The following is a 26639-nucleotide window of genomic DNA, read 5'->3' as shown; positions in this document are numbered from 1 at the left end:
TTATCCGGTGACGACACCCTTCGGAGTGACTGCGGCCGTCCGGCGCTCGAGGTGATCGAACAGCCCCCACAGCGCGATCCCGATGACCGCGGCAGTGACTCCGATGCCGCACACCGCGAGCCAGCCTCCGGCCTCGTAGGCGACACCGGAGCACACCGATCCAGCGACCGCACCGAGGAAGTACGTCACCATGTATGCCGTCGTCACCCGGCTGCGGGCGTCGGGGGCGAGCGCGTAGATCGCGGTCTGGTTCGACAGCTGCGACGCCTGGATCCCCAGGTCGAACACCAGCAGCCCGATCACCAGGGCGATCAGTGAGACACCGGACCAGCCCAGGAAGACCCAGCCGACGATGATGACGATCCACGCCGAGGTGGTCGCCAGGCGGGAGCGCCCCCGATCGGCGAGACGCCCGACGAGTGGTGCACCGGCGGCACCGGCGGCGCCGGCGAGGCCGAACAGTCCGATGACCGTCTCGGAGAAGTGGTAGTCCTCGCCGCGCGATCCGGCCAGCAGGAACGCGACCGAGGTCCACATCGCGCTGAACCCGAACATCGTCAGAAAGCCCAGGGCCATCCGGTGCCGCAGCACCGCCTCCTCGCGGACCAGTGTCGCCACCGACAGCAGCAGTCGCCCGTACGGCTGGGTCGAGCGCGGGCCGTCGGCCGGCGTCGTCGCGAACACCAGGATCGCCAGCGCCACCATCAGGCCACTGGCCACGAACAGCACCAGGCGCCATCCGCCGAGACCGGCGATCAACCCGCTGACGACGCGGGCCAGCAGGATGCCGATCAACAGGCCGCTCATGACGGTTCCCACGACCCGACCACGCTCGGCCGGTGCCGCCAGCGACGACGACCACGGCACCACGACCTGCGCGGTGGCCGCGAAGACACCCACCGCGAACGACGCGACCAGCAACATCGGGAAGCCCGGTGAGACGCCCGAGAGCAACAGCGCCGCCGCGGAGGCGAGCATCAGCAACGGCGCGAAGACGCGTCGGTCGAGGCGGTCGCCGAGCGGCACCAACAGCAGCAGTCCCAGCGCGTACCCGAGCTGTGGTGCGGTGACGACGAGGCTGGTCGTCGACGAGCTGATGTCGAAGTCGGTGCGGATGTCCTCGAGCAGCGGCTGCAGGCAGTAGATCGCCGACACCGTGACGCCTGCGGTGAGCGCGAACAGCGCCACCAGCCCGCGGCTGATGCCGCGTTCGGTGGGCTCGACGGTCGTCGCGGTGTCGGTGGTCGCCATGGTGTCAACGCTGCGCGATCGGACCGGGCGTGTCGAATCGGACGTCTCGCGGCTCAGTCGTAGATGACGTCGAGCCCGCGTCGACGGAGCCCGTCGAGACCCGCGCGCATGGCCTGCAGCTGGTCGGCTGTGTGACCCACCCAGTCGGTGAGTTCCCCGACAATCAACACCGGCTCCTCGGTGCGGTACGAGCAGGTGGGGTTGCCGGGCAGCTTCTTGTCGGTGACGTTCGGGTCGTCCTCGATCTCGCCCTGGGGTTCGACGAGGTAGATGCGCGGTGGTCCGTCGCCTTCGGCCATCTCGGCGCCCCACGCCGCGGCGTCGAGAGTTCCGGTCATGTACACGTGCTTCAGACGGCGACCCTTCTCGTAGTTCGACTCATGCCCGGTGACCAGCAGATCGCCCGGCGCGAGGTCGGCCCGGGTGCCGTGCAGATAGGCGCCGGATTCATGCACCACAAAGGGTTTCGGTGAATTGGTCATGGTGTCCGTCCGTCTCGATGTCTGATGGCCGGATGATTGTGCGGCAGCACAGGGGTCTTGCCGCAAGGCCCCCCGTGCGCTATACCGTGAAGTGGGACGAGGACACCGCAGTCGGTGCCGTCCCGATTCGAGAGCCACCATCCACGACGCCGAGGGGGTCGCACCGTGATGTCGTCGGTGCGGTGGACCCGCTCACGCCGGGTCGCGATCGTCGGGCTCGCGGTGGTCGCCGCGGTCGTCACCGGTGGCTGCACCGCTCAGTCGAGTTCTTCGTCGGGGCCGGGATCGTCCTCCGCGGCCCCGTCTACTGCCGCACCGGCCGCCGTGGACTGGGCGAGCCTGGAACAACGGTTCGGCAGCCGGATCGGTGTGGTCGCACTCGACACCGAGACCGGCGCCATGATCGGCAACCGCGCCGACGAACGCTTCCCGATGCTGTCAACGTTCAAGGTCCTCGCCGTCGCGGCGTTGCTGCGGGCGCACCCACTCCGGACGGGATACTTCGATCAGGTCGTGCGCTTCACTGCCGCCGACATCGTCTCGAACTCGCCGGTGACGAGCACCCGCATCGACACCGGCATGACCGTGGCCGACCTCGCTCGCGCAGCACTGCAGTACAGCGACAACACGGCGGGCAACCTGCTCCTCGACCGGCTGGGCGGGCCCGATGCCCTGACGGCGTTCGCCCGCTCGATCGGCGATCCGGTCACCCGCCTCGACCGGCGGGAGCCCGAACTGAACACCGCCATCCCGGACGACCCACGCGACACCTCGACGCCCGCGGCGCAGGCCGAGAACCTGCGCACGCTCCTGCTCGGGGTGCCCGACCCGACGGTCGCGCCGACGAGACCAGAACGCGAACAGTTGACGGACTGGATGATCCAGAACACCACCGGAGCTGCGAAGATCCGGGCGGCTCTGCCCGGGTGGACAGTGGCGGACAAGACCGGCGGCGGGGACCACGGCTCGGCGAACGACGTGGCCGTGGCGTGGCCGCCGGGCGGTGGCGCAGCAATCGTGGTGGCCGTGATGACCATCCGGCCTGCTGATTCGACCCTCGACGCCGACCCGAACCTGATCGCCGAGGTCACCCGTACGGCGGTGGGCGCACTCCGTCCGCCCGCCGGCTGACGAACTACCGACCGAGCGTTCGGGACAGCCGCCTCGCCTGCGGATTCGACGCACCATTAGGTTGGGGACATGACCGATGAGTCGCCCACCGCCGTGACCGAGGCCTGGCGCGACTACGGCCGGGCCAACCTTCCCGCTCCGCTCGCCGCCGCGCTGTCGGCTTTCGCCGATCAGGGATATCACGGGACCTCGGTCCGCGAGATCGCGGCACGCGCCGGATTGTCGGTCCCCGGCCTCTACCACCACTACCCGTCCAAGCAGTCGATGCTGCAGGGGCTGCTCGAGCGCACGATGTCGGACCTGCTGTGGCGCACCGAGTCGGCCATCGCCGCCGCCGGCGACGACCCGGTGGACCAGTTCGACGCCGTTGTCGAGGCACTGCTGCAGTTCCACATCCACCGCCGCGAACAGGCGTTCATCGGTTCCACCGAGATCCGCAGCCTCGACGCGGACTACCGCCGGATCTATACCGGCCAGCGCAGACACCAGCAGACGATGGTCGATCAAGTGGTCCACGCCGGGGTGGCGGCCGGGGTGTTCGTCACCGGCGTCCCCGAGGACACCGGCCGCGCCATCACCACGATGTGCGTCGGGGTGTCCACCTGGTACAAGCCCGACGGCCGACTGTCGCCCGAGGAGATCGTCCAGCGCTTCCGACGGATCGCGCGTGACACGGCCGGCTACGTCGGCCCACCCAGAGACTGACCCCGCCCGGGCGGCGCCGAGACCCGGCGGCTGCCCGTTCATCGACACGAAGCACGAGGAGGTGCGTCATGGCCATCGATCTGCGCTACAACGCGGAGGTGACCGAGATCGTCACGGCGACCGAGCAGTTCATCGCCGACACGGTATTGCCGCTCGAGGACCAGTTCAAGGGTGATCTCGAGGCGGCCGGGGGTGACGACCTGCGCGTGGAGATGCAGGGCAAGGCCAAGGCGGCGGGCATCTTCGCCCCGCACGCACCGGTCGAGTACGGCGGCCTGGGCCTGAACATGTCCGATCGCGCTCCGGTGTTCGAGGCCGGCGGTCGGTCGGTGTTCGGTCCGTTCGCGTTGAACATCAATGCCCCCGACGAGGGCAACGTGCACATGTTGGCCCACATCGCCTCTGAGGGTCAGAAGCAGCAGTTCCTCGCGCCGTTGTCGGCGGGGGACGTGCGCTCGGCGTTCGCGATGACCGAACCGTCCCCGGGGGCAGGATCAGATCCCTCCGCGCTGGCCACACTCGCGACCAAGGTCGACGGTGGCTGGAAGATCAACGGACACAAGTGGTTCATCACCGGTGCCGACGGTGCGGGTTTCTTCATCATCATGGCGCGGACGTCGGGTGAGCCCGGATCGCGCGGTGGCGCGACGATGTTCCTCGCACCCGCCCCGGACAAGGGCATCGAGATCGTGCGGCACGTCGGCACCATCGACAAGGCCGGCATCGGCGGGCACTGCGAGATCAAGTTCCACGACCTGTTCGTCCCCGACGAGAACGTGCTCGGCGAGGTCAACGAGGGCTTCCGCTATGCGCAGGTCCGTCTGGGTCCGGCGCGGATGACGCACGTGATGCGGTGGCTCGGCGTGGCCGTGCGGGCGCATGAGGTGGCCGTGGACTACGTCGCACGCCGCGAGGCGTTCGGGACGCGGCTCGGTGACCTCGGGATGATCCAGGCGATGGTCGCCGACAACGTCATCGACCTGTCCGCGTCGCGAGCCCTGTTGATCAAGGCGTGCCACGAACTCGACCTCGGTCACAACGCCGGCGACGAGACCTCGATCGCCAAGACCTTTGCCGCCGAGGCGTATTCGCGCGTGCTCGACCGCTCGATCCAGATGTGCGGTGGCACCGGCGTCACCGACGACCTGCCGCTGGCCCGCCTGCAGCAGGAGCTGCGACCGTTCCGGATCTACGACGGACCGTCGGAGGTGCACCGCTGGGCGATCGCCAAACGCGCGGTCGGCAAGGCCAAGAAGGCGATCGACGCCCAGGACGTGCGATGACCGCGGCACTGCCGGGCATGGACGCCGCGGCCCTGAAGACCTTCCTCATCGACTCCGGGGTCGAGGTCGTCGCCGACCTCGATGTCGAACTGATCGCGGGCGGGCGTTCCAATCTCACGTTCATCGCGACCGACGGGACGACGAAGTGGGTGGTGCGCCGCCCACCGACGTCCGGATTGACCCCGTCGGCGCACGACATGAACCGCGAGTGGACGGTGACGCGTGCGCTGCAGGACACCGCGGTGCCGGTCGCGAAGACGATCGCGTTCGACGCCGAGGGCACCGTCCTCGGGGCGCCGTGCACGGTGGTGGAGTACATCGACGGGACCGTCATCCGGTCCGCGTCCGACCTCGACGGTGTCGATGATCCGACGCTGGAGCGCAACGTCACCGCACTGATCACCGCGCTGGCCGACCTTCACGAGGTCGACTATGCGAGTGTCGGATTGGGTGAGTTCGGCCGTCCGGACGGATTCGTCGCCCGACAGGTGAAAACCTGGACGCGACAATGGAATCTCGTCAAGACGCGCGAGCTCCCCGACGTGGAAAGGCTCGCCGAGGCGCTGGTGGCGAACACCCCGACCGACAGCACGAACTCGATCGTGCACGGCGACTTCCGGGTCGACAACACCATTCTCGCCGCCGACGACCCGGGAGTCGTTCGTGCGGTGGTGGACTGGGAGATGTCGACCCTCGGGGACCCGCTCACCGACGTCGCGCTGATGTGCGTGTACCGACAGCCGATCTTCGACCGGGTGCTCGGGTTGTCGGCGGCATGGACCAGCGACCGCTATCCCGACGCCGACGGTCTGGCGCAGCGGTACGCAGCCATCGCCGGGATCGACATGGCGCACTGGAACTTCTACATCGCGCTGGCGAATTTTAAACTCGGTGTGATCGGGGAGGGCATCGCCTACCGGGCGCTGCAGGGGTCGTCGTCCGGCGAGGGCGCCGAGCACGCGGCCGAGGCGACCGCGGAGTTCATGGCCGCAGGTCTGGCCGCGATCAACTCCCGCGACTGAGTCTCAGATCGTCACGGACTCCCCCACGGTGAGCGTGAGCAGCGTTGTGCCGGTGAGGCCCTGCTCACCCAGGAACATGGTGGCCGAGGCGGTGCCCACGTCACTGAGCATGACGTCGTGGATCTGGACGCTCTGTCGGGGGCGAACCGCGCGGACGTAGTCGATGGCGTCGGACATCTTCGTCCAGGGGCCACTGGTGGGTACCAGCAGTGTGTCCACCGGCGCGTCGACCTGCAGATACGCATCGCCGGGGTGCAGGACCGAGCCGTCCACCAGGTAGCCGATGTTGTCGATCTGCGGTATCTCCGGATGGATGAGGGCGTGTTCGCCCCCGTAGGCGACGACAGCGAAGCCCGCGGCGGTGAACTCGTCGCCCGGTGTCACCACGTGGGTGCGGTCGTCGAAACCGTCCAGCGACTCGATGACGGCAGAAGGCCCGTAGAGCTCCAGTTCCGGATCGGCGTCGAGAGCGGCGAGGACCGCATCCCGATCGAAGTGGTCGAAGTGGTCGTGCGTGACCAGGATGACGTCGGCGTCGCGCGCCAACTCGAGGGCATCGGGGGTGAACGTGCCGGGGTCGATCAGGAGCGTGCGGCCATCCCGGTGGAGCGAGACGGTCGCGTGAGTGTGTTTCGTGAGTCGCATCGGGTGCCTTCCGCTGTATATGTGCAGTTTGACTGTACATCTTTTTATACAGTTTGGCTGTACGATTTGTGGATGGAGGCGAACTCGGACGGGGCACGTGGCTCGGCATCGGAATTGGACACGGCCGAGCGACTGCGGCATGCCGTCGGCGCGTTCGTCCGTGCTGTCCGGTCGGTGTCCGATGCGGTGGGAGCCGGTCAGATCGAGACGCTGGGACTGCTGGAACGCGGCGGAGAACAGAGCATCGCCGACCTGGCTCGCCGTCGCGGCGTGCGACACCAGACCATGAGCGCGACGGTGGCCGAACTCGAGTCCGCAGGTCTCCTCACGCGCGCACCGGACCCGTCCGACGGGCGAGGCGTGCTCATCCACCTCACCGACACCGGCCTCGAGACCGTTGCCATGGAGCGTCGCGCGCGTTCGGGCACGATCGCCGACGCGATGAGATCGCTCGACGAACGACAGCGGATGGTGCTGGACGACATGCCGGGCGTGCTCGATCAGTTGACGCGGGAGATCAGCGGAACGTCATCAGCCGACGATCGTCGGCGTGATCGACGTGCGCGTGGTCGTTGATCGAGACGACCGATGCGCCCGATGATCCGATCAGGATCTTGGTGACCGACGTGTTGATCATGGTGCGGGCGATCGCGAGCCACCGGTCGTCGTCGATGCCCCACAGGCGCGCGATGATCGCGGCGATGGTGCCCGCCGACGACACGGCCAACACGGTCTTGCCGGACCCGGCGTGCGCGATGAGGTTGTCGAACGCGGCGTCGGCGCGCTGCCGATACTGCTCGTAGGTCTCCGACCCGACGGCGATCCCGGCGATCCAATCCGACAGCGCCCCGTCGAGTTGGGCTTGGAATCCGCGTTCGGTCGCGTTCTCGGTGCGTTCGCGGTCGCCGAGGATGGAGTCGATGTCGTATTCGTTCCATCGCGCGTCGATCGCGGGGTCGGTGGTGCCCGGCAGCTCATCGACGATGCGCCGCAGTGTCTCTCGCTGACGCGCGAGGTCCCCGGACACCGCGTGGTCGATCCGGCCGAGCCGCGCCGCCAACGCGGTCCCGGCCCGCCGTGCCTGCTCGGCGCCCAGATCGGTGAGCCCGCCCTCGGCCTGGGCCCACGCTCCCGCGCCGTACGCCTGCGCGCGGGCCTGACCGTGCCGGACCAAGTAGAGGACTCCCATGCGCACCATCATCGCGCGGCGGGTTCACCCGGTGGCAGGCACCTGCGCGGTTGCGAGGACAGAGCCGTCGGCGCGCCGGATTTCCACACCGGTGACGTCCTCTCGCAGGACGGCCGCGTTCATCCGGCAGTCGATGGTCACGGTGCTCCCGAGGAAGGTGCCCGAGGTGAGACGCGCACCGGATCGCTCGACGAGAAAGACGCCGTACCGACCGCGATCGGGGACGCCGTCCATCTCCAGGACGGTCTCGGTTCCCCAGGTGTGGGCGACCAGGCTGCCGTCGATGTCGAGGCCGGACGCCACGTCGGAGAAGTCGATGCTCTCGTAGGCGCCGAGAGTGCCCGGTGGACCCGTCACCGGGGAGTCGGAACCGGCCGAGGTGATGCCGAGAACCGTCCCGGCACCCACGACGAGCCCGAGTACCACCGCCGCCGCGAGAAGCAGTCGGGGATGACGTGGCCGTCGTCGGGGCGACGGTGTCACGGTTGGTGCCGGTTCCGTGGCGCCGAAGTGCTGACCGCCGACGACGCGCGAGCGCAGTTCCGGCGACGGCTCGGCGCTCACCCACGGCAGCGACGGATGATCGCCGATACGGCCCACCACCGCGCGGAGCTCGGCGATCTCGAGGTCGACACTCGGATCGTCTGCCGCGAGGGCGCGTAGTTCTTCGTTCTCGGCGGCGGTCAGGTCGTCGCCGACCGCGCCGGCGATGAGCTCGCCGCGACGGCCATCGTCCTGGCTCATCGGTCCTCCTGGTCGTCGAGATGATTTCGCAGCGCGCGCAGACCGTAGAACGCGCGCGTGCGCAGAGTCCGCACCGGCACGCCGGTGGACGCGGCGAGTTCGGTGTAGGTGGTACCGGTCAGATGCACCGCCACGATCACCTGCCGATGCTCCGGGCTCAGCAGGGCGAGGGCCTCGACGATCCGGAGCCGTTCGATGGTGTCGTCGTTGCCGTCACGGAGCTGACCCGGATCGTCGGTGAGCAGGCTCATCGTCGGGACCGGCAGGCGCGCGGCGGACCGTTGCGCATCGATGATGACGTTGCGTTCGATCGCGAACAGCCAGGTCCGGACGCTACCGCGACCCGGATCGAATCGCGCTCTCGCCCGCCAGGCCCGCACGAACGTCTCCTGAACGCAGTCCTCGGCCAGCGTCCTGTCCCGCAGGGCGTTGACGGCGAACCCCAGCATGACCGAAGCGTGCTCGTCGAATGCGGACGCGACGTCGAAGTGCAGTTCGATCACGCTCCCGAGGCTCATGTCGGTGGATACGTCGGCGCCATTCGTGGCGTTCACGGTCGAGCTGACAAAAGTTCTTTACCAACTCTTGAACATTGTGGCACCGGTCGTCGTAGACCCTGCTGAGGGCTCGCCTGCCCCACACCCCACCGGAAGGCACACGACATGACGCGACAACTGAGTACCCGACGACCGATGACAACCGGACCGATCGCTCTCGCCGGAGGAACCGTTGCCGCCGCCGTGCTGCTGTCGGTGACCGCGGCACCCGCCGGCGCGGAGACCACGGTTGCCGAGCCGAGCTCGTTCACCAGTGCATTCACCGCGATGGCGACCCCGGATCAGGTGCTCGACGCCAAGGGCGCCCCGAAACCGGGGGAGCCGGGCGCGACCGGCACCTTCACGTTGCGGATCAATTCCGATCAGAACATCGTCTGCTACGACATCACCCTCAACGGGGTCAGCGGCGGCTACATGAGTCCGGCCAAGACCGCCACCCACCTCCACCAGGCCGCCGCGGGCAAGGCGGGACCGCCGCGACTGGCGTTCCCCGATCCGACCCCGATCGGTGATGGCCCGCGAACCAGTAGCGGCTGCATGCAGGGCCCGTTCACCACCGGTCTGACCCCGGAAGGTGCCGACGCGGACAGCGGGACCGGATTCACCCTCGCGCAGATCGAGGCCGATCCGGCATCCTTCGCAGCCGACACCCACACCACCGCGTTCAGCGCGGGAGCCGTCCGCGGCCAGCTGACGCAGATTCCGGTGGGTGGGGTCGACGCCGGTGGCGGCGGCACCGCATCGAGCTCGAACGTCGCCCCCGCGGTCGGTGTCGCGGCCCTGGGCGTCGCCGCACTCGCGGGCGCCGGACTCGTGATGCGCAAGCGAAACGGGACGCAATCCTGACCCGTACCCCACTGCAGGCCGCGGCGGGTGTCGTCGCGGCGGCGCTGATGATGACGGGTTGTGCGGCGGCGCCGGACCCGACCGGTTCGGAACCGGCGGCAGCGCAATCCGCCGCCGCACCGGCGCCCGCCGCACGCCCCGCCCCGGTCGCGGTTGCGCCGCCGCCATCGCGGGTCGTCGTGCCGGCGATCGATCTCGACGAGCCCTTGATCGATCTGGGTATCGCCGAGGACGGCGAGATGGAGGTGCCCGCCGACTACGGCGACGTCGGGTGGTTCACCGGGGGTGGTCGCCCCGGCGCTCGAGGTCCGACCGTCCTGGCCGGCCATGTCGACTCCACCACCGGGCCGGCCGTCTTCGCTCGTCTCGCCGAACTGACTCCCGGCGCGGAGGTGACACTGGTCGACACCGCGGGCGCCACCGCCGTCTACCGCGTCGAGCGAACCGGGGAGTACGGCAAGGATCGCTTCCCGACCGGCGAGGTGTTCGGGGCGATCGCCGCCGACGAGATCCGGCTGATCACCTGCGGCGGCGACTTCGACAGCGACGCCGGGAGTTACGAGCGCAATGTCGTCGTCTTCGGTGTCCGCGTCTGAGCGGGGTGATCGGCCGACGGCTCATCCCGTCGTAGGAGCAGCCCGGCCGCCACCGCGGTGGCCGCGAGCAGGATCGCGCCCGCGATGGCCGACCCGTGCAGGCCCCCGACGAAGGCCTCGCGGCCGGCGCGCAGGATCTGTGCGCCTGCCTCGCCGCCCACCCGACCCGCAGTGGCGACCGCACCGCCGAGACTCTCCCGCGCCGAGGTGTCCACGCCGGGCGCGCTGCTGTCGAAACCGCTGCGGTAGAACATGTTCAGGACGCTGCCGAGGATGGCGATGCCCAGGGCACCGCCCAGTTCGCTGGTCGTCTCCAACAGACCGGCGACCGACCCCGCGCGATCGGCGGGCGCGACCCCGACGATGTGGTCGGCGACCAGAGCGGTCGTCGCGACGAGGCCCGCCGCGAGCAGTCCGGCACCGATGAGCACGGCGAGCAACGACGACGTCCCCGTCGTCGTGGCCAGCACCACGAATCCGGATGCGGCGACCGACAACCCGCCGCTGATCACCGCCGGCCTGCCGAACCGCGCGGCGAGTGCGGTCGATGCGGGCGCGGCGAACCCGACCGCGACGGTCGGCGCCAGGCTCCACAGCGCGGCGATGAGTGGCGAGTACCCGAGCACCGACTGCAGGTATTGCGTCATCAGGATCGCGTTGCCGATGACGCCGAACATGGCGATGAGATTGATCCAGATCGAGGTCGAGAAGCGGCGATCGGAGAACAATCGGAGATCGATCAGTGGGTGATCCAGGCGCAGTTGTCGTATCGCGAAGGCGATCCCGGCGACCACCCCGGCGACGACGATCCCGCCGTTCGTGAGGCTCCACCCGTCGGTGGCCATCGCCTTGATCCCACCCACCACCGGCAGCAGGGTCGCCAGAGCGAGCACCGAGCTCGGCAGGTCGATCTTCCGGGTCGGGTCGCCGGTGCCCGCCGGCAGCAGGAACGGGCCGACGAACAGCAGCGCGATCATCACCGGGACGTTGATCAGGAACACCGAGCCCCACCAGAAGTGATCGAGCAGGAAACCGCTGATGATCGGTCCGACCGCGACACCGCCGGACATCACGGCCGTCCACGTCGCTATCGCTGTGGTGCGTTGCCGCGGGTCGTCGAACAGGTGTCGGATGAGCGCGAGCGTGGACGGCATCAAGGTCGCGCCCGCGACACCCAGCAGGGCGCGCGCCGCGATGAGCGTGGTGGCGCTGTCAGCATAGGCGGCCAGAATCGACGCCGCGCTGAACCCGACGGCCCCGATCAACAGCAGTCGACGGTGCCCGATGCGATCGGCCACCGCGCCCATCGTCAGCAACAACCCGGCGAGGACGAACCCGTACACGTCGAAGATCCAGAGTTGTTGCGCCGGAGTGGGATCGAGGTCGGCGGAGATGTAGGGGACGGCGAAGAACAGGACCGAGACGTCCATGGACACCAGCAGCATCGGCAGGCACAACGCGACCAGGCCCCACCATGGCGATCGTCGAGCGAACATCGAGAACTCCTAACTGTGTATTACATCATCTGTTTATTGCGTACACGGATGCTAGGACGTATCTGCGTACGAGGCAAGCAATTCGTTACGATGGCGTCATGACCAGCGACGTCGCCCTCATGCCGCGGTATCTCCAGCTGCTCTGGGATCGAGAGACGAAGGTTCGCCGCGGCCCCAAACCCGGTGTCGGGATCCGGGACATCGGTGCCGCCGGGGTGGCGATCGCCGACCGCAGTGGACTGGAGGCGGTGTCGATGAAGGCGGTGGGTGCCGCGCTCGGGATGACGACGATGTCGCTGTACCGCTACGTCGACTCGAAGGACGAGTTGTGGATGGTCATGCTCGACGAGGCGTATGGACCACCCGCGGTGCGTTGGGCCGACCGGGAGGACTGGCGTACGCGCGCCGAACGCTGGTCTCGCGCGCTGGCGGCCGCGCTCGTGGCACACCCGTGGGTGGTGTCGGTGCCGATGCACCAGGCCCCGGTGACGCCGAACGTCCTGGCCTGGACCGAGTCGGGGGTACGGGCATTCGACGGCACCACTCTCGCCGCGCAGGAGAAGATGTCGTCGCTGTTGGTGCTCGACGGGTTCGTCCGAAATCACGTCCGGCAGTCGTTGCAACTCGGTGCCATCGGCCACGACGGCACGACGTCACGCGACGACGGCGCCTATGAGGCCACCATCGAGGCGGTCGTCGACGAGGAGCGGTATCCCGCCCTGCTGGCCGCGGCCCGGGAGATGCGGTCGGGCGGGGACTCGACGTTCTACGACGACGAGCTCGACTTCGGTCTCGGGGTCCTGCTCGACGGCCTCACCGCCCGCGTCGGCACCGAGCTGCGGAGTTAATCCGCTGTGAGCGGAATCGCCGAGCGACACGGGCCGACTGCGCGGGGCACCACTAGGTTGGAGGACATTCCCGTATCGCAGACACCGGAGGCATCGATGGCAGATCTCCATGTGGTTCCCGCCGAGCAGACCACCCCGGCGCGCGCCGAGGGTCCGTTGATGCGCGAACTGCTCGGAGACACGCTTCGCTCGGCCCGCCGACGCCAGGAGCGCACCCTCAAAGACGTCGCCGAACGTGCCGGCGTCTCGATGACCTACCTCTCGGAGATCGAACGCGGTCACAAGGAGGCGTCGTCGGAGGTCATCAGCGCGATCACCCGGTCCCTCGGCGGTGAGCTGGTCGACCTGCTCACCGAGATGACCACGCGCGCCGTACCGGCCCGTCCGACCGGTGTCGCGATGCGGGCGGTGGCCTGAGCGGACTGCTCAGCCCCCGATGTTCGGGTTGTCGTCTTCTTTGATGTCGACGCCGTTCTTGCTCGATGACGAGGTGATCGAGCTGATCGCGGAGTTCACCGAGTCGACCCCGGATGCGTCCCCGCCCTTGACCTTGTCGAAGGCGTCCTGCACGGTGTCGCCGATCTTCGCGAGCGGCGCCGCGATGGCTTTGCACAGAGTCGGGTTGGCCTTCACATCCTCCGACGCCAGGCGCACCTCACGTTTGATGAACAACGCCGCGACACCACCCTTGACGAACGCGGTCACCCGCCCGTCGGCTCCCTTGGAGAACGTGCCGGCCTTGTAGGGCTTGTAGAGGTAACGGTGGAACGCGCCGAAGGCGAGCCCGCTGTGCAGCACGAACTTGGTCTTCGCGAACGAGGTCGTGTTGGACGTGGGGCAGTCCGCCCCCTCCGATGACGACGCCACCGCGCTCGCCGACGGTGCGGTGCTGCTCGCCGCGGAATCCGACGAGGACTTGCAACCGGTGGCGATCAGCGCCGGCGCCAGCAGGATCACCAGGACGAGCATCAACTTCTTCATCGCATCTGACTACCACACCACCGCTCCACGGCCCCGTGATGTCCGAATCTGTTGGCGCACAACCGGTCAGAACGGACGCCGAGGCGGCAATCCGGTCAGCGGATGCCAGGACCGCCGATGTCGGGTTCGGCGGCGGATGCGGTCGCCGGGGGTTCGGTGACGACGCTGTCGGCGGCGAGGGCGGCGAACATCGCCGCGATCGCGGCCGGGTAGGAGTACTCGGTCATGGTGACCTCCAGATGGAACTGAGAAGATTCCGACTATCACCTGGTATCGCTGCGTACCGACGCGTCGTTACCGTCGTGCGGTGACCGTCAGCCGACCTTGTCCGGCATCGCGTCGTGCACCAGCAGTGCGATCTGCACACGGTTGTTGAAACCGAGCTTGTCGAGGATGTGCGAGATGTGGCTCTTGACCGTCGCGATCGACACGAACAGCTCGCGGGCGATCTCGGCGTTCGACGATCCCTGCGCCACGGCGACGGCCACGCGTACCTCGCTCGGCGTCAGCTCGCTGATCTGACCGGTCGCCCTGACCTTGCGTTCGTCCGGGTCCGGGTCGGTGACCTGTTCGATCAACCGGCGCGTCACCTGCGGCGAGAGGATCGGGTCTCCGGCGACGACGGAGTGCAGCGCCGCGATCAACTCGCGCGGCGGGGTGTCCTTGAGCAGGAACCCGCTCGCGCCTGCGCGCAGCGCACGCACGACGAGATCGTCGGCGTCGAAGGTCGTCAGCATCACCACGTGGGGCGGATCGGGGAGTGCGCGCAGACGCTCGGCTGCGACGAGACCGTTCACCCGCGGCATGCGGATGTCCATCAGGACGACGTCGGCGCGCGACTCCACTGCGAGGTCGGAGACATCCTCACCGTCGGCCGCCTCACCGACGATCTCGATGTCGGCCCCACCGCTGAGCATCGTCCTCAGCCCGGCACGCACCAGCCATTCGTCGTCGACGAGCAGCAGTCGGATCGGATCAGACACCGATGGTTCCCTTCTCCCAGGGCAGTTGGGCGGACAACACGAAACGATGTTCGACGACGCCGTGCGAGAGGGTCCCGCCCGCGAGTGTGACCCTCTCGTCGAGCCCGGCGAGGCCGGAACCCGCGCCGGGGATCTTCTCCCGGTCGCACGTGTGGTTGAGCGGCTGGCTGATCGTGATCGACAGGCCGCTGCCCGGCCCGCCGACGATGTCGACGCCCACCGCAACGGTGCCCGCGTGCTTGCGTGCGTTGGTCAGCCCCTCCTGGACGACCCGGAACGCCGTGCGTCCGACGACGCCGGGCACCTCGTCGCCGTGGGCGACCTCGACGTGGGCGTGGACGGGACTACCGGCCTGGCGCGCCTCGTCGAACAGGGTGTCCACCGTCGCCAGTGAGTTGGTTTGCGCGGCGAGGTCCTCGGAGTCGTCGCGGAGCATGGTGATGACGTCGCGTAGGTCCTCGAGCATCTGGTGCACACCGCTGCGGATGACCCCCGCGGCACGCGCGATGTCGGCGGCCGGGGCGTCCGGCCGGTACTCCAGCGCGCCCGCGTGCACCGACAGCAGGCTCATCCGGTGGGCGAGCACGTCGTGCATCTCCCGCGCGAGGCGTTCGCGTTCGACCGCCCGGGCCGCGGCGAGGCGTTCGCGCTGCTCGGACTCCGCCCGCCGGGCGCGTTCGGCCAACGAGATCAGCAGCTGACGACGGTTACGGATCGACGTGCCCCAGCCGATCGCGCCCGCGATGAGCAGGACGAGGAAGAACGCGTTGAAGAGGAAGCCGTTGTCGACCCCGACGATCATGTAGTTGACGAACCCGGCCCCGATACCGAGCGCGCCGACCGCCAGCGAGTAACGCGGAGGCCGGTGCACGGCGAGGGAGAAGATGGCGAGGTAGGCCGCGCCGCCGGCCCCGGCGAACGGGATGGAGACCAGGTTGATCGCGACGGCCACCGGGACCGGCCAGCGTCGGCGCCAGAGGAGCAGGACGCAGCACGCGGCTCCGACCGCCAGATCTGCGATGAGGTTGAGGGTGTGACCGTGGAACCGTGGAACCGCACCGAGCAATCCGATGCCGACGGCCAGCAGGATCATGAGCACGTCGACCAGCACGTCGCGCGGTGATCTCTTCCCGGTGAGCGGACGCGGATCGTTCTCGAGTTCGGCTCGGACGGCACCGGGCAGCCAGGGGCGACGTGTCGCGAGGCGAACCGGGACGTCGGAGATCAGGGCCATGGTGTGTCCATAGTGGGCCATCTCCCGAAGGACGCGCATCCGGCCAAAGGATGAACGACGCCGTTCCGCGTCGGGTACCGATGAGTTCACCGGACCGACGGTGTCTGTACCGGTGAACCCCCCCACCTCCCGACCCCAGGAGCCCACCGTGTCCCGAATGCTGTTCGTCAATCTGCCCGTCGCCGATGTCGCGGCGTCCCGAGCCTTCTTCACCGGACTCGGGCTGTCGGTCAACGAGGCCTTCTCCGATGAGAACACCGTGTCCCTCGTGCTCAACGACCAGTGCACGATCATGTTGCTCAACACGCCACGCTTCACCGACTTCATCGTCGGGGACATCTGCGACACGTCCTCGGCGCACGAGGTGTTGCTCGCGATCTCCGCGGACAGCCGCGACGAGGTCGACCACCTGGCCGACACCGCGCTCGCCGCGGGCGGGTCGGCGTGGAAGGACCCGCAGGACCACGGATTCATGTTCGGCCGCAGTTTTCGGGACATCGACGGGCACGTCTGGGAGGTGGTGTGGATGGATCCCGCGGCGATTTCCGGTGAATCCTGAGAGGGCCTCTGCCCTCTGAGCTGGACTTTCAGCGTCTTAACGGCGGAATCTCAGATTATTTCGACATCCCGACCAAGCCGCTACCGCACCGGCTGCGAATGCCCTACATGGAGACGCTGCTCCGCTGTACACGATGAAAATCGGACACAGAGCGGCTTCCTGCGTCGGTTTTGTTGCAATCGAGTGATTGTCGCGAACTGATGCGTCGGTTCGGTTGCGATCGGGCGTTACCGCGTTCGATCTGCCTCGGAGCCGTCATGATCTCGATGACTCGAAATGCAGTCGCCAACGAGCTTCGTTGCCGCACACAGTGAAAAGAAGGAATCACCCACATGATGATCAAGTACCGCAAGACCGTGGTGGCCGCCGCCATCGCCGCCGTTGCCATCCTCCCCGCCGCTGCCTGCTCGAGCGACGACTCGTCCGACTCGGGCTCGTCGAGCGCCGCGGCCTCCGCCCCGGCCTCGTCCGCCGCCGCCGAGTCGAGCGCACCGGCGCCCGTCGCCGAGATCCCGGCCCTGACCGGTCGCGACACCGCGGTTGCGTTGGACACCGGCTTCACCGATGCCCTCACCGCACTCAAGCTGACCCCCGGCGTCGTCGGTGGAGCCAAGCTGGAGAACGGCTCGCTGGTCTTCCCGATCACCGGCGGCAACGTGACCTACTACACGCCCGGCAGCATCCAGCCGTACGTGCAGGGCAAGATCGAGCACGCCGGCGCCGGCTTCTCGCTGACCGCGGGTGAGACCAAGGTCGACATCACCAACCTGACCATCGATCCCGGCACCTCGAAGCTGATGGCCGACGTCGCCGTCAACGGCCAGGTCGCCGCCACCCAGGCGATCGTCTTCGACCTGGACGGCAGCACCCTGAAGCCGCTGCAGGCCAACGAGGCCGACGGCACCGCAGTCCTGGAGGGCACCCGCGTGCTGATCTCCGAGACCGCTGCCGGTCTGCTCAACCAGACCTTCAAGACCGACGCTGTGAAGGCCGGTCTGCTGGTGGGCATCGCGAAGATCACCGTCAACACCAAGTGATCTCCCGCTGCCTCTAGGTAGCACCGCACGAACAACATCGGCCGCCGGGTTTCGCACCCGGCGGCCGATGTGTGTTCTGGGTCAGGCCGGTCAGTCGATCGGGGCGACGGTCTCGGGCAGACCGAACCGAGCGAAGTCACCGACCATGTCGTCGGAGAAGAACGCGATCGCGTGGTCGACCTTGCCCTGCGCCGACAGCTCCAGCACCTGGAGTTGGAACGGACGGTGGACGCCGTCCTCGCCGCGCATGTACAGCCCGAACGCCGGCTGACCGTTGGCGGTGGTGGGCAGCAGGATCTGATCGCCGGCCTTCTCTGCCGGGCAGTTGCGCCGGATGAGTGTGCCGATCTGCTCGCCGCCCTGATACCAGCCGGTGAACGGCGGCATCTCCCAGATCGATTTGTCGGTGAACATCGAGACGATGGCGTCGACGTCGTAGTTCTGGAAGGCGGCGCAATAGCGCTCCAATGCCGCCTTCTGCGTGGCCTCATCCGGTTCGGACACCGAGTCGCGGGTGGGGGCGACCTCTTTGACCTGTGCGCGAGCTCGCTGCAGAAGGCTGTTCACCGTTGCGACGGTGAGATCGAGGGTGTCGGCGACCTCGGCGGCGCGCCATTGCAGGACATCACGCAGGATCAGGATCGCGCGCTGACGCTCGGGGAGATGCTGCAGTGCCGCGATGAACGCCAGCCGGATCGATTCCCGTGACCCGATGACCGCCGCGGGATCGGCGGTGTCGGCCGGAGCCGCGGTGTCGTCGTCGGCGAACGGCTCCAGCCAGGGGACTTCATGGTCCTGCAGGAGCGGGGCGGTCGGGTCGTATGCGTCGCCGCCCAGCCCGGACGGCAGCGGGCGCTTCTTCTTCGTCTGCAAGGCCGTGAGACACGTGTTGGTGGCGATCTTGTGCAGCCACGTGCGCACCGACGCGCGCTGGTCGTAACCGGCGTACCCGCGCCACGCGCGGATATAGGTCTCCTGCACCAGGTCCTCGGCGTCGTGATGCGACCCCATCATGCGGTAACAATGCGCCATGATCTCCCGGCGATACGGCTCGGTGATCGCCAGGAAGTCGTCATCGGTCGTGGTCTGCACGGTCATGGGCAGAGATTACGGCAGAACTCGGACATCCGACCAGGGAAAGTGGCCCTCGATGCTGCCTGTGTGGATGCCGCACCGTCAGCGGGTTGTGGACTCGCGCTGCGCTGACGGGTAGCCGCCGACTGTGCCGAAACGCCCCGTCGAGTGTGCGCTGTTTTGTGGGCAGCTCGCGTCGCGCCGCGAGCACACTCGATGGCTCGTTTCGACACAGTCGGCTCAGGGGTGCTGACGTGCTTCGAGTGACCGGGGTGCTGACTGTGTGGAAACGCGCTTCGAGTGTGCTGACAGCGCCGGGCGAGATGACCACACAAACAACGCACACTCGATGCGGGGCTTCCGCACCGTCAGCGGTGGTGAATTGGAACGACGCACGACGTCGAGCCGCCGACGGTGCCGAAACGCGCCGTCGAGTGTGCGCTGTTTGTGTGGAGCTCGCGTCGCGCCGCGAGCACACTCGATGGCCCGTTTCGACACAGTCGGCTCAGGGGTGCTGACGCACTTCGAGTGACCGGGGTGCTGACTGTGTGGAAACACGCTTCGAGTGTGCTGACAGCGCCGGGCGAGATGACCACACAACAACGCACACTCGATGCGGGGCTTCCGCACCGTCAGCGGTGGTGAATTCGAACGACGCACGACGGGAGGCCGCCGACACAGTCGGTTCGCGGTCTCCGCACCGTCAGCGATTCGGGGACTCACCCTCATCGCCGGGTTCGGTCAGCGCTCTCGCGTATGCAGCGGCCGAACGCTGGTAGCGGGGCAAATGAGGGATCAGGGCCTCGATCGCGACCCGCAGTGCCTCGTCCGGTTGACCGGCGTCGCGTAACGCCAGCGCGAGGAAGACCGCGCGAGCATCTCCGATCGAGGGGTCGGGTTCGGTGGCACGCAGCATCGTGACCGCCTCGTCCACCAGTCCGATGTTGCGCAGGGTCGAACCCTGCTGAATGTTCAGCTGCGCGAGCCGAGCTCCCTGCAGACCATGTGCGCGTGCGGCCGCATACTCGGCGGCGGCCTGCTCCTCGTACCCGCAGGAGTCGTACGCGCCACCCATCTCGAACCGGGCGTCGGGATCGTCGGGTGCACGTTCGGCGACGAGCCGCTGCATGTGCTCGATCGCGCCTGACCGGTCCTCGAGATCGGCAGTGCGCCAGAACTCCTGGATCCGCTCTTCCCATGTATCGGAGGCGGTGTCATGGCGACGCTCGTTCACGGAAAACAGATTACTGTCGATCGGCTGACGTTTCCGTACCGCCGGCAGCGGTGGTGCACAGGTCAGATGATCGCGCTCAACGGTGGTGGCGTGCCGTGCAACACGTATCGACCCAGGTGTTGGTACTTCCACCGAACCGGATCGTGCAGCGTGTGGATACGCGCATTACGCCAGAAGTGGTGCAGGTTGAGGTCGTCGGCGGCGCTTCGTGTGCCCGACACCTCGAACAGCGCGCTGGACACCTCGTTGGCGGCGCGATCGGAGACCACCTTCGCTGTCGCGACCGCCACCGACGCCTCGGCGGCCAGCAACACCGGATCGTCGGCGGAGAGCTGCATGGCGTCGACGGCGCGTCCGGCCACCTCCAGGGTTGCCTCCGCAGAGGCGACCACCACCGACAGTTCGCCGAAACGCTGGATCAGCAGCGGGTCGTCGACCGCACGCTCGACCCCCGCTTCCCACCACGGCCGCGAGAGGGTGCGGACACAATCGACTGCGGAATGCAGTGCACCGGCGGCGATACCGGTGTCGATGGCCGCGTGCAGCAGTTGGGAGAACGCACCGAAACCCGTGGGGGCGTCGACCGCTGCGTGGCGCGCGATCACGTCCTCTGCGGCCACGGCGACATCGTCGAGCACGACTGTGCCGCTACCGGAGGTGCGTTGGCCGAGCCCGTCCCAGTCGTCGATGATCTCGACCCCATCGGTGTCGGATCCGACGAAGACGGTGTACTCGCCCGCCGAGAGACCGCCGGCCGGGGCATCGAGGCGCGCCAGCACGGCCAGGGTGTCGGCGTGTAGCGAACCGGTGCAGTAGAACTTGGTTCCGCGCAGACGGAAGTGGTTGCCGTCAGGCGTTATCCGGGTCTCGACGAGGTTCGAGGAGGTGGTGTCCCGCTCGGCGTGTGCGTTGGCTAGGAGTCCGCCGTCGACGATGTGTGAGAACAGTTTCCGGCGCTGATCGGTTGTCCCGACGATCCTCAGCAGGTTCGCCTGCACGAAATGGCTCTGCGGGATCTGCGCGATGTTCGGGTCGGCGGCGGCGAGGATGCGAAACACCTCGGCCACAACCGACGGAGGTAGACCGGTCCCCCCATACTCGACGGGCACGGTGATCGCGAGCAGTCCCGACGCGGCCAGCTCGGCGATCTCCGCCTGCGGGAGACGACGATCGCGGTCGCGGGCCGCCGCCCCCGGACCGAACCGGGCCGCGAGCAGGCGCGCGGAATCCAGTGCCTGCTCGCGTGTTCCGATCCGGGGGGCGGCGACCGCGGTCATGACTAGGCCGAGACCTTCTCGGCGGCCTCGAGCTCGCGGACGAGCGGCATGACCTTCTCGCCGAAGTACTCGACCTCCTCCTGGAAGTGCAGGAAGCCACCGAGGATCATGTCGACACCGAGCTTCTTGTAGGCAAGGATTCGCTCTGCGATCTGCTCGGGCGTACCGATCAGCTGCGTCTTGAAGCCGTCGTTGTACTGCACGAGATCCTCGAACTTCGAGTCGGCCCACATGCCCTTGCCGTCGGAGGTCGACTTGCCCGCCTGCTGCACGGAGTCCCGGAAACCTTCCACCGCAGGCTTGTTGGCCTTCTCGATGATCTCGCGCAGGGTGTCGCGGGCTTCCTTCTCCGTGTCACGGGCGATGATGAACCCGTTCAGGCCGAACTTGGTCTCACGGTTGTGGGCCTGGGCGACCGAGCGCAGATCCTCGATCTGCTCGGTGACGCCGTCGAAGTCCTTGCCGTTGGAGAAGTACCAGTCGGCGAACTGGCCGCCGTTGCGACGGGCTGCCGAGGAGTTGCCGCCCTGGAACAGCTCCGGGTTCGGACGCTCGGGGGTGTTGAGCGGCTTGGGCTTCAGGGTGAAGTCACGAATGCGGTAGAAGTCGCCGGCGAACTCGACGTTGTCCTCGGTCCAGATCTTGCGGATGACCTCGAGGAACTCGGCGCTGCGACGGTAACGCTCGTCGTGCTCGAGCCACGGCTCGCCGAGGGCCTTGAACTCGCCGGAGAACCAGCCGGAGACGACGTTGATCGCGAACCGACCGTTCGACAGGTGGTCGGCGGTCGCGCCGAACTTCGCCAGCACGGCGGGATGCCACAGGCCGGGGTGGATCGCGGTGATGACCTTGAGCTTCTCGGTCGCCATCATCAGTGCGAGTGAGAACGACGTCGACTCGTGCTGGAACTCGGCACCGTAGGACGCCATGTACCGCACCTGCGACAGCGCGTACTCGAAGCCGACGCGCTCGGCGGTCTGCGCGAGCTTCTTGTTGTACTCGAACTCCCAGTTCGTGCGCTGCTCGATCTCGCTGGTGACGAGACCGCCGCTGACGTTCGGGACCCAATACGCGAACTTGACCTCGTCCGCGATCTTCTCGGTGCTCATTGCTGCTCTTTCTTGTCGACGATCGATCGATGAATACTCGGCGCTCGCTGCCTCACGATGCGCCTGACGGCTCCAGAGTAGAGAGGAACGCGCCCCGGACAGGCTCGGTGGTCTCCGGATCGGAATGGAGCAGGCCTCGCCGACGCAACGCCGGTCGTACGCCCTCGCCCACGTGGTACGCCTCCTCGACGTGCGGGTAGCCCGAGAGGATGAAGTGGTCGATGCCGAGGTCGGCGTATTCGGAGATGCGCTCGGCGACCTCGTCGTACGACCCCACCAGCGCGGTGCCCGCTCCACCACGGACGAGACCGACGCCGCTCCACAGGTTCGGGTAGATCTCCAGGGTGCGCGCGTCGCCGCCGGCGACGTAGGCATCCCCGCCGCCATGCAGGTCACGCATCCGGCGCTGTCCCTCGGATTCCGAGCGCCGCAACGATGCCTGCGCGTTCTCGATCACCGTCGGATCCAGCGAGCTCAGCAGCCGGTCGGCCTCGGCCCACGCCGCACCGGAGGTCTCGCGTGCGATGACGTGCAGGCGGATCCCGAATCCGGGTGACCGGTCCAACGGTGCTGCGAGCCCGCGGATCCAGTCCAGCTTCTCGGCAACCGCGGCGGGCGGCTCCCCCCAGGTGAGATAGGTGTCGGCGTGCGCAGCGGCGACCGCGCCCGCGGCGAGTGACGATCCGCCGAAGAAGATCGGGGGCAGTGGATCGGGACGACGGGCGAGCGACGCGCCCTCGACCCGCAGGTGTTTGCCGTTGAACGACAACGGCTCGTCGGACGTCCACAGTCGGTTGATGATGTCGAGGTATTCCCCGCACCGCTCGTAGCGGGCGTCCTTCGACAGGAAGTCACCGAACGCGCGTTGCTCGCTCGACTCGCCGCCGGTGACGACGTTGAGCAGCAGACGTCCCTTCGACTGCCACTGCAGGGTCGCGGCCATCTGAGCCGACAGCGTCGGGCTGGTCAGCCCGGGACGAAGCGCCACAAGGAACCTGAGGGTCTCGGTCGTCTCCACGAGCATCGCCGTCGAGAGCCATGCGTCCTCACACCACAGCCCGGTCGGGGTCAACACCGACTCGAATCCGTTGACCTCGGCCGCTCCGGCGAGCTGCTTGAGATAGCGCAGGTCGGCGGGTCGGTCGCCCGACATCGACGACCCGTGGCCGCCTGCCATCAGATTCCGGGAGTCCCCGTACGTGGGCAGGAACCAGTGGAGACGAACGGACACACATACACCTTTCGCGAGACGGGCTCGGGGAGAGGAACAACTGCTGACGTAGGCGAGGTCGCCCTCCAGTCTCACCGCCGGGGGCGCAGCGCCCTGGTCTTTGGATCGGCGTGATCGCAACCCCTCTGGCGGTGCTGTGAGCTGGCTAGAATCCGCGCAGAGCGGGTCTACCTGCAGGTGTGTCGAACCCACTGCGGAGGCGCTGACCTTTGCCGCCGAGAGTTCATGTTGCTAGATTGCAGTTCATGCCGAGCTCGACGTCGCACATCCCGGAGGTCACCTACGTGATCACCGCTTTGGGCTGCCGTCTGCCGTTCGTGCGTCTCTTCTGTTGCTGAGCGTTCTGACCCGACCCCGAGTTCGCCGATCCCCGGCCTCTCGGCGATTCAGACATTCGCTCCCTTACCTGCGCTTTCCGCGCCCGGTGTGGCAGATTCAACGAGGACGACATGACCACGACGCTCGACCACCTCTCCAATCGCACGCGACAGCCCGCGGCGGCACGTCCGACCGAACAGCCGGCCCGGCCGGCTGCACGACGCACACGTCAGACCGGTCCGTTGGCGTACGGCGGCTCGCGGGCCCTCAACGCAGGAGCGGCGACCGGGCCGCTGCCCACGAGGACGCCGAAAATTCACATCGCAACCCCGCAGCTGCATCTGTCGACGAAGCCGTCGGCCGTCGTGTTGCGCACCGCGCGGTTGCAGGGTCCGATCTTCCGTGACGACGCCGCGGCACAGTCGGGCCTGAGCATCTCGACGGTCAACCGCCAGGTCAGCGCCCTGTTGAGGGCGGGCCTGCTGCGCGAGCGCGCCGATCTGGCCCCGGCGGGTGCCATCGGTCGCCCCCGCCTCCCGTTCGAGCTCAACGTCGACAGCTTCCTGACCGTGGGCATCCACATCGGACTCAAGGTCACCTCGATCACCACCCACGACCTGCTGCACCGGGTGGTCGGAGCGATCCAGATCCCGACCCCGGCCGGCGACTCCGCCGAACAGACCCTCACCGCGATCGGTGTCAGCGCACGCCGTTTCGCCTCGCGATGGCCTGCGCAGCGCGTGCTGTGGACCGGCGTCGCCATCGGCGGCCGGGTCTCCGAAGGTGGACTCGTCGACCATCCGCGCCTGGGTTGGACCGGCGCCCCGGTCGGACCGGTGCTCTCGCAGGCCCTCGGACTGCCGGTGTCGGTGGCGTCGCACGTCGAGGCGATGGCCGCGGCCGAACTGCTGGTCAACCCCAAGGACGAGAGCGGCAGCTTCCTGTACTTCTACGCCCGCGAGATGGTGGGCATCGCGTTCACCGTCGGTGGCACGGTCTACACCCCGACCGCCGGCCCGCCGGTGATCGGTCACTTCCCCAGCGGACCCACCACCCTGCTCGATCCGCACCGCACCGGTCAGCTCGAGCCGTCGGCGAGCGACACCGGGGTGGTCGAGGCCGCTCGGGCCGCCGGTCTGTCCGTCGAGAACATCGACGATGTCCACGCGGCGGCAGCGGCGGACGACCCGACGGCGTCGGCGATCCTGCTCGAACGCGCCGAGGTGCTCGGTCGCGCGGTGTCGCTGGTCGCTGACATCTTCAACCCCGACCACGTGATCCTCGGCGGTCAGGCGTTCACCGATTCCCCGTCGACGTTGCCCGCGGTCGCCAAGGCCGTCCGCAACACGCCCGCCGCCCCGAATCGCGATGTCCGGGTGACCCGCGCCGGTGCGTCCGTGCAGCAGCAGGCCGCCGGCGCGGTGTCGCTCGACGCGATCTACAGCGACCCACTGGAGGCTCTCGCGCTCACCGCGTGAGTCATCCGACGGGCACTGGTTCCTTCTCGTCGGTGAAGTCGACCGCGGTGGCCTGGCTGCCGATCATCGTCAGCACGGCAACCGCCACCGCGGCGACTCCCACCGTCACGGCCAGCGCCGTCGGATAGCCCCACCTCTCGGAGAGATGTTGCTGCAGCGGCAGATTCAGTGCTGCGACCACGTTGCCGAGCTGATAGGTCACGCCGGGATAGAAGCCGCGGATCGCGTTGGGCGACATCTCCGACAGGTGTGCAGGTACCGACGCCCAGGCGCCCTGGGTGGCTGCCTGTATGAGAAACGAACCGAGGCAGAGCATCCCGGCAGTGGTGGAGTACGCGAAGATGGGGATGATCGGAAGCGTCAGCAGGGCGCCGATCAGGATCGCCCCCTTACGGCCGATACGATCCGACGCCCATCCCAAGACCAACCCGCCGATGATCGCACCGACGTTGTAGAGGACTGCGATCCAGGTGGCGGTGGAGGCGCTCAGACCGGCGCCGCCGTGCTCATCGGACTTGAGGAACGTCGGATAGAGGTCCTGGGTGCCGTGCGAGAGGAAGTTGAACGCCGCCATCAGGATCACCAGGAAGACGAACCTCCGCAACACCTTCCGGTTGAGAAAGACGGTGCGGACTGATGTCTTGTTCTTCTCGAGCAGCGCCTTGGTGTTGACCCACACCTCGGATTCCTTGACGTTCATCCGGATGATCAGACTCACGAACGCGGGCAGGATGGACAGGGCGAACAAATACCGCCAGCTCAGGCCGAGCCACGAGTTCGTGCCGAGGAACGCGACCGACGCCAGCAGATAGCCACCTGCGTAGCCGCCCTGCAGGATGCCCGAGAAGAATCCGCGTCGCGCGGCAGGCACCTTCTCCATCGACAGGGCGGCCCCGAGTCCCCACTCGCCGCCCATCCCGATCCCGTAGAGGAGTCGGAGAACGAACAGCACCCAGTAGTTGGGCGCGAAGGCGCAGGCGAATCCGATCACCGAGTAGAGGCAGACGTCGACGATGAGCGGGGTGCGTCGACCGACCTTGTCCGCCCAGATGCCGAAGAGATAGGCGCCGACCGGGCGCATCACCAGGGTGACGGTGGTCAGATACGCCATCTTGTCCAGGGAGACGCCGAAGTCGTCGGCGATCTCCTTGTAGACCAGGACGAGGATGAAGTAGTCGAACGCGTCCATCATCCAGCCGAGATAACTCGCGGCGAACGCCGATCGCTGATCGGAGTCGAGTGTGTCGGTTCTCGTCGTCGCCATGCCGCATCATCCGTCCGCGCCGGTGGTGGTACCTGTCCCTAAGGACTTACCGGAGCGGGCGTGAA

Annotated in this window: 29 protein-coding genes; 12 read left to right on the top strand and 17 right to left on the bottom strand. The window is 67.8% G+C overall.

Going from position 1 to position 26639, the window contains the following annotated elements:
• Both IEV93_RS04130 and arr read right to left on the bottom strand, forming a co-directional pair.
• A complete protein-coding gene (locus IEV93_RS04130; protein WP_188487165.1) occupies positions 1-1251 on the bottom strand; it encodes an MFS transporter in 1251 nt (416 codons plus the stop codon).
• 53 nt (positions 1252-1304) lie between these two features.
• On the bottom strand, positions 1305-1733 hold the full coding sequence (gene arr, locus IEV93_RS04125) for an NAD(+)--rifampin ADP-ribosyltransferase (RefSeq protein WP_188487163.1): 429 nt from the start codon (positions 1731-1733) through the stop codon (positions 1305-1307).
• Between the two features lie 168 nt (positions 1734-1901).
• On the opposite strand from arr, the gene bla reads away from it, so the two are divergent.
• The 4 genes from bla (at position 1902) to IEV93_RS04105 (ending at position 5874) form a co-directional block, all read left to right on the top strand.
• Positions 1902-2864 carry a class A beta-lactamase gene (bla, locus tag IEV93_RS04120; RefSeq protein ID WP_188487161.1) on the top strand — a complete coding sequence of 321 codons (963 nt, stop codon included), beginning with the start codon at positions 1902-1904 and terminating at the stop codon, positions 2862-2864.
• Between the two features lie 69 nt (positions 2865-2933).
• Positions 2934-3569, top strand: coding sequence for a TetR/AcrR family transcriptional regulator (locus IEV93_RS04115; RefSeq protein ID WP_188487158.1), 636 nt, complete (start codon positions 2934-2936; stop codon positions 3567-3569).
• 68 nt (positions 3570-3637) lie between these two features.
• The gene (locus tag IEV93_RS04110; RefSeq protein ID WP_188487156.1) at positions 3638-4852 is read left to right on the top strand and encodes an acyl-CoA dehydrogenase family protein; all 1215 of its coding nucleotides are present in this window, start codon (positions 3638-3640) and stop codon (positions 4850-4852) included.
• Complete coding sequence (locus IEV93_RS04105) at positions 4849-5874, top strand: phosphotransferase family protein (protein WP_188487154.1); 1026 nt, start codon at positions 4849-4851, stop codon at positions 5872-5874. The genes IEV93_RS04110 and IEV93_RS04105 overlap by 4 nt, the downstream gene beginning before the upstream one ends.
• 3 nt (positions 5875-5877) lie before the next feature.
• Here the strand turns inward: IEV93_RS04105 and IEV93_RS04100 are convergent, their stop codons facing one another.
• On the bottom strand, positions 5878-6519 hold the full coding sequence (locus IEV93_RS04100; protein WP_188487152.1) for an MBL fold metallo-hydrolase: 642 nt from the start codon (positions 6517-6519) through the stop codon (positions 5878-5880).
• 72 nt (positions 6520-6591) lie between these two features.
• Here IEV93_RS04100 and IEV93_RS04095 point away from each other — a divergent pair, with 72 nt between their 5' ends.
• Positions 6592-7095, top strand: coding sequence for a MarR family winged helix-turn-helix transcriptional regulator (locus IEV93_RS04095; RefSeq protein WP_188487150.1), 504 nt, complete (start codon positions 6592-6594; stop codon positions 7093-7095).
• Here IEV93_RS04095 and IEV93_RS04090 read toward each other — a convergent pair.
• From IEV93_RS04090 to IEV93_RS04080, 3 genes are read right to left on the bottom strand one after another with little or no spacing between them, the layout of a single operon-like run.
• Positions 7037-7708 carry a histidine phosphatase family protein gene (locus IEV93_RS04090; RefSeq protein ID WP_188487148.1) on the bottom strand — a complete coding sequence of 224 codons (672 nt, stop codon included), beginning with the start codon at positions 7706-7708 and terminating at the stop codon, positions 7037-7039. The two genes, IEV93_RS04095 and IEV93_RS04090, sit on opposite strands and share 59 nt — an antisense overlap.
• 24 nt (positions 7709-7732) lie before the next feature.
• The gene (locus IEV93_RS04085) at positions 7733-8452 is read right to left on the bottom strand and encodes a hypothetical protein (protein WP_188487146.1); all 720 of its coding nucleotides are present in this window, start codon (positions 8450-8452) and stop codon (positions 7733-7735) included.
• Positions 8449-9006: a sigma-70 family RNA polymerase sigma factor gene (locus IEV93_RS04080; protein WP_229704879.1), complete on the bottom strand. Its 558-nt coding sequence runs from the start codon at positions 9004-9006 to the stop codon at positions 8449-8451. Before IEV93_RS04080 ends, IEV93_RS04085 begins: the two co-directional genes overlap by 4 nt.
• A 138-nt stretch (positions 9007-9144) precedes the next feature.
• Here IEV93_RS04080 and IEV93_RS04075 point away from each other — a divergent pair, with 138 nt between their 5' ends.
• Complete coding sequence (locus IEV93_RS04075; protein ID WP_229704878.1) at positions 9145-9855, top strand: CHRD domain-containing protein; 711 nt, start codon at positions 9145-9147, stop codon at positions 9853-9855.
• 47 nt (positions 9856-9902) lie between these two features.
• The gene (locus IEV93_RS04070) at positions 9903-10451 is read left to right on the top strand and encodes a class F sortase (protein WP_188487142.1); all 549 of its coding nucleotides are present in this window, start codon (positions 9903-9905) and stop codon (positions 10449-10451) included.
• Here IEV93_RS04070 and IEV93_RS04065 read toward each other — a convergent pair.
• The gene (locus IEV93_RS04065; RefSeq protein WP_188487140.1) at positions 10412-11947 is read right to left on the bottom strand and encodes an MFS transporter; all 1536 of its coding nucleotides are present in this window, start codon (positions 11945-11947) and stop codon (positions 10412-10414) included. The genes IEV93_RS04070 and IEV93_RS04065 overlap by 40 nt on opposite strands.
• Positions 11948-12045: 98 nt before the next feature.
• Between IEV93_RS04065 and IEV93_RS04060 the strand changes: the two genes are divergently transcribed.
• Positions 12046-12795 (top strand): TetR/AcrR family transcriptional regulator, encoded by a 750-nt coding sequence (locus tag IEV93_RS04060; RefSeq protein WP_188487138.1) that lies wholly within the window; start codon positions 12046-12048, stop codon positions 12793-12795.
• A gap of 96 nt (positions 12796-12891) precedes the next feature.
• Positions 12892-13212 (top strand): helix-turn-helix domain-containing protein, encoded by a 321-nt coding sequence (locus tag IEV93_RS04055; protein ID WP_188487136.1) that lies wholly within the window; start codon positions 12892-12894, stop codon positions 13210-13212.
• Positions 13213-13221: 9 nt separating this feature from the next.
• On the opposite strand, the gene IEV93_RS04050 is transcribed toward IEV93_RS04055, so the two are convergent.
• The 4 genes from IEV93_RS04050 to IEV93_RS04040 all read right to left on the bottom strand — a co-directional run bounded on the left by IEV93_RS04050 (position 13222) and on the right by IEV93_RS04040 (position 16032).
• On the bottom strand, positions 13222-13776 hold the full coding sequence (locus IEV93_RS04050; protein WP_188487134.1) for a hypothetical protein: 555 nt from the start codon (positions 13774-13776) through the stop codon (positions 13222-13224).
• A gap of 95 nt (positions 13777-13871) precedes the next feature.
• Positions 13872-14003, bottom strand: coding sequence for a hypothetical protein (locus IEV93_RS22585; RefSeq protein ID WP_268237450.1), 132 nt, complete (start codon positions 14001-14003; stop codon positions 13872-13874).
• Positions 14004-14090: 87 nt separating this feature from the next.
• Positions 14091-14759, bottom strand: coding sequence for a response regulator (locus tag IEV93_RS04045; RefSeq protein ID WP_268237449.1), 669 nt, complete (start codon positions 14757-14759; stop codon positions 14091-14093).
• Entirely contained in the window at positions 14752-16032 is a 1281-nt protein-coding gene (locus IEV93_RS04040) for a sensor histidine kinase (RefSeq protein WP_188487132.1), read from the bottom strand. Before IEV93_RS04040 ends, IEV93_RS04045 begins: the two co-directional genes overlap by 8 nt.
• A gap of 109 nt (positions 16033-16141) precedes the next feature.
• On the opposite strand from IEV93_RS04040, the gene IEV93_RS04035 reads away from it, so the two are divergent.
• Both IEV93_RS04035 and IEV93_RS04030 read left to right on the top strand, forming a co-directional pair.
• Positions 16142-16552: a VOC family protein gene (locus tag IEV93_RS04035; RefSeq protein WP_188487129.1), complete on the top strand. Its 411-nt coding sequence runs from the start codon at positions 16142-16144 to the stop codon at positions 16550-16552.
• A 332-nt stretch (positions 16553-16884) separates the two neighbouring features.
• The gene (locus IEV93_RS04030; protein ID WP_229704877.1) at positions 16885-17589 is read left to right on the top strand and encodes a hypothetical protein; all 705 of its coding nucleotides are present in this window, start codon (positions 16885-16887) and stop codon (positions 17587-17589) included.
• 90 nt (positions 17590-17679) lie between these two features.
• Here IEV93_RS04030 and IEV93_RS04025 read toward each other — a convergent pair whose 3' ends face one another.
• From IEV93_RS04025 to IEV93_RS04005, 5 genes are all read right to left on the bottom strand, one after another.
• Positions 17680-18687 (bottom strand): sigma-70 family RNA polymerase sigma factor, encoded by a 1008-nt coding sequence (locus IEV93_RS04025; RefSeq protein WP_188487127.1) that lies wholly within the window; start codon positions 18685-18687, stop codon positions 17680-17682.
• A 679-nt stretch (positions 18688-19366) separates the two neighbouring features.
• Positions 19367-19897 carry a tetratricopeptide repeat protein gene (locus IEV93_RS04020; RefSeq protein ID WP_188487125.1) on the bottom strand — a complete coding sequence of 177 codons (531 nt, stop codon included), beginning with the start codon at positions 19895-19897 and terminating at the stop codon, positions 19367-19369.
• A gap of 62 nt (positions 19898-19959) precedes the next feature.
• Entirely contained in the window at positions 19960-21174 is a 1215-nt protein-coding gene (locus IEV93_RS04015) for an SfnB family sulfur acquisition oxidoreductase (protein WP_188487123.1), read from the bottom strand.
• A gap of 2 nt (positions 21175-21176) precedes the next feature.
• The gene (gene sfnG / locus IEV93_RS04010; RefSeq protein WP_188487121.1) at positions 21177-22283 is read right to left on the bottom strand and encodes a dimethylsulfone monooxygenase SfnG; all 1107 of its coding nucleotides are present in this window, start codon (positions 22281-22283) and stop codon (positions 21177-21179) included.
• A gap of 52 nt (positions 22284-22335) precedes the next feature.
• Positions 22336-23514: an LLM class flavin-dependent oxidoreductase gene (locus IEV93_RS04005; RefSeq protein ID WP_188487119.1), complete on the bottom strand. Its 1179-nt coding sequence runs from the start codon at positions 23512-23514 to the stop codon at positions 22336-22338.
• Positions 23515-24146: 632 nt separating this feature from the next.
• Between IEV93_RS04005 and IEV93_RS04000 the strand changes: the two genes are divergently transcribed.
• On the top strand, positions 24147-25310 hold the full coding sequence (locus IEV93_RS04000) for an ROK family protein (protein WP_308691157.1): 1164 nt from the start codon (positions 24147-24149) through the stop codon (positions 25308-25310).
• Position 25311: 1 nt separating this feature from the next.
• Here IEV93_RS04000 and IEV93_RS03995 read toward each other — a convergent pair whose 3' ends face one another.
• Positions 25312-26574 carry an MFS transporter gene (locus tag IEV93_RS03995; protein ID WP_188487115.1) on the bottom strand — a complete coding sequence of 421 codons (1263 nt, stop codon included), beginning with the start codon at positions 26572-26574 and terminating at the stop codon, positions 25312-25314.
• Between the last annotated feature and the right edge of the window lie 65 nt (positions 26575-26639).

This window comes from Williamsia phyllosphaerae (assembly GCF_014635305.1).
GTDB lineage: Bacteria > Actinomycetota > Actinomycetes > Mycobacteriales > Mycobacteriaceae > Williamsia_A > Williamsia_A phyllosphaerae.
The sequence above is the reverse complement of the archived record's forward strand: the minus strand, read 5'-3'. Positions and strand labels throughout refer to the sequence as shown.

What these genes read in the sequence shown, in the direction of transcription:
- IEV93_RS04100 (WP_188487152.1), bottom strand. Translation starts at nt 6,519, where the DNA reads ATGCGACTCACGAAACACACTCACGCGACCGTCTCGCTCCACCGGGAT.
- IEV93_RS04040 (WP_188487132.1), bottom strand. Translation starts at nt 16,032, where the DNA reads ATGCGCGTCCTTCGGGAGATGGCCCACTATGGACACACCATGGCCCTG.
- IEV93_RS04070 (WP_188487142.1), top strand. Translation starts at nt 9,903, where the DNA reads ATGATGACGGGTTGTGCGGCGGCGCCGGACCCGACCGGTTCGGAACCG.
- IEV93_RS22585 (WP_268237450.1), bottom strand. Translation starts at nt 14,003, where the DNA reads ATGACCGAGTACTCCTACCCGGCCGCGATCGCGGCGATGTTCGCCGCC.
- IEV93_RS04060 (WP_188487138.1), top strand. Translation starts at nt 12,046, where the DNA reads ATGACCAGCGACGTCGCCCTCATGCCGCGGTATCTCCAGCTGCTCTGG.
- IEV93_RS04015 (WP_188487123.1), bottom strand. Translation starts at nt 21,174, where the DNA reads ATGACCGCGGTCGCCGCCCCCCGGATCGGAACACGCGAGCAGGCACTG.
- IEV93_RS04090 (WP_188487148.1), bottom strand. Translation starts at nt 7,708, where the DNA reads ATGGGAGTCCTCTACTTGGTCCGGCACGGTCAGGCCCGCGCGCAGGCG.
- IEV93_RS04075 (WP_229704878.1), top strand. Translation starts at nt 9,145, where the DNA reads ATGACAACCGGACCGATCGCTCTCGCCGGAGGAACCGTTGCCGCCGCC.
- IEV93_RS04105 (WP_188487154.1), top strand. Translation starts at nt 4,849, where the DNA reads ATGACCGCGGCACTGCCGGGCATGGACGCCGCGGCCCTGAAGACCTTC.
- IEV93_RS04085 (WP_188487146.1), bottom strand. Translation starts at nt 8,452, where the DNA reads ATGAGCCAGGACGATGGCCGTCGCGGCGAGCTCATCGCCGGCGCGGTC.
- IEV93_RS04065 (WP_188487140.1), bottom strand. Translation starts at nt 11,947, where the DNA reads ATGTTCGCTCGACGATCGCCATGGTGGGGCCTGGTCGCGTTGTGCCTG.
- IEV93_RS04050 (WP_188487134.1), bottom strand. Translation starts at nt 13,776, where the DNA reads ATGAAGAAGTTGATGCTCGTCCTGGTGATCCTGCTGGCGCCGGCGCTG.
- IEV93_RS04115 (WP_188487158.1), top strand. Translation starts at nt 2,934, where the DNA reads ATGACCGATGAGTCGCCCACCGCCGTGACCGAGGCCTGGCGCGACTAC.
- IEV93_RS04055 (WP_188487136.1), top strand. Translation starts at nt 12,892, where the DNA reads ATGGCAGATCTCCATGTGGTTCCCGCCGAGCAGACCACCCCGGCGCGC.
- bla (WP_188487161.1), top strand. Translation starts at nt 1,902, where the DNA reads ATGTCGTCGGTGCGGTGGACCCGCTCACGCCGGGTCGCGATCGTCGGG.
- IEV93_RS04030 (WP_229704877.1), top strand. Translation starts at nt 16,885, where the DNA reads ATGATGATCAAGTACCGCAAGACCGTGGTGGCCGCCGCCATCGCCGCC.
- IEV93_RS04130 (WP_188487165.1), bottom strand. Translation starts at nt 1,251, where the DNA reads ATGGCGACCACCGACACCGCGACGACCGTCGAGCCCACCGAACGCGGC.
- sfnG (WP_188487121.1), bottom strand. Translation starts at nt 22,283, where the DNA reads ATGAGCACCGAGAAGATCGCGGACGAGGTCAAGTTCGCGTATTGGGTC.
- IEV93_RS04025 (WP_188487127.1), bottom strand. Translation starts at nt 18,687, where the DNA reads ATGACCGTGCAGACCACGACCGATGACGACTTCCTGGCGATCACCGAG.
- IEV93_RS03995 (WP_188487115.1), bottom strand. Translation starts at nt 26,574, where the DNA reads ATGGCGACGACGAGAACCGACACACTCGACTCCGATCAGCGATCGGCG.
- IEV93_RS04110 (WP_188487156.1), top strand. Translation starts at nt 3,638, where the DNA reads ATGGCCATCGATCTGCGCTACAACGCGGAGGTGACCGAGATCGTCACG.
- arr (WP_188487163.1), bottom strand. Translation starts at nt 1,733, where the DNA reads ATGACCAATTCACCGAAACCCTTTGTGGTGCATGAATCCGGCGCCTAT.
- IEV93_RS04095 (WP_188487150.1), top strand. Translation starts at nt 6,592, where the DNA reads ATGGAGGCGAACTCGGACGGGGCACGTGGCTCGGCATCGGAATTGGAC.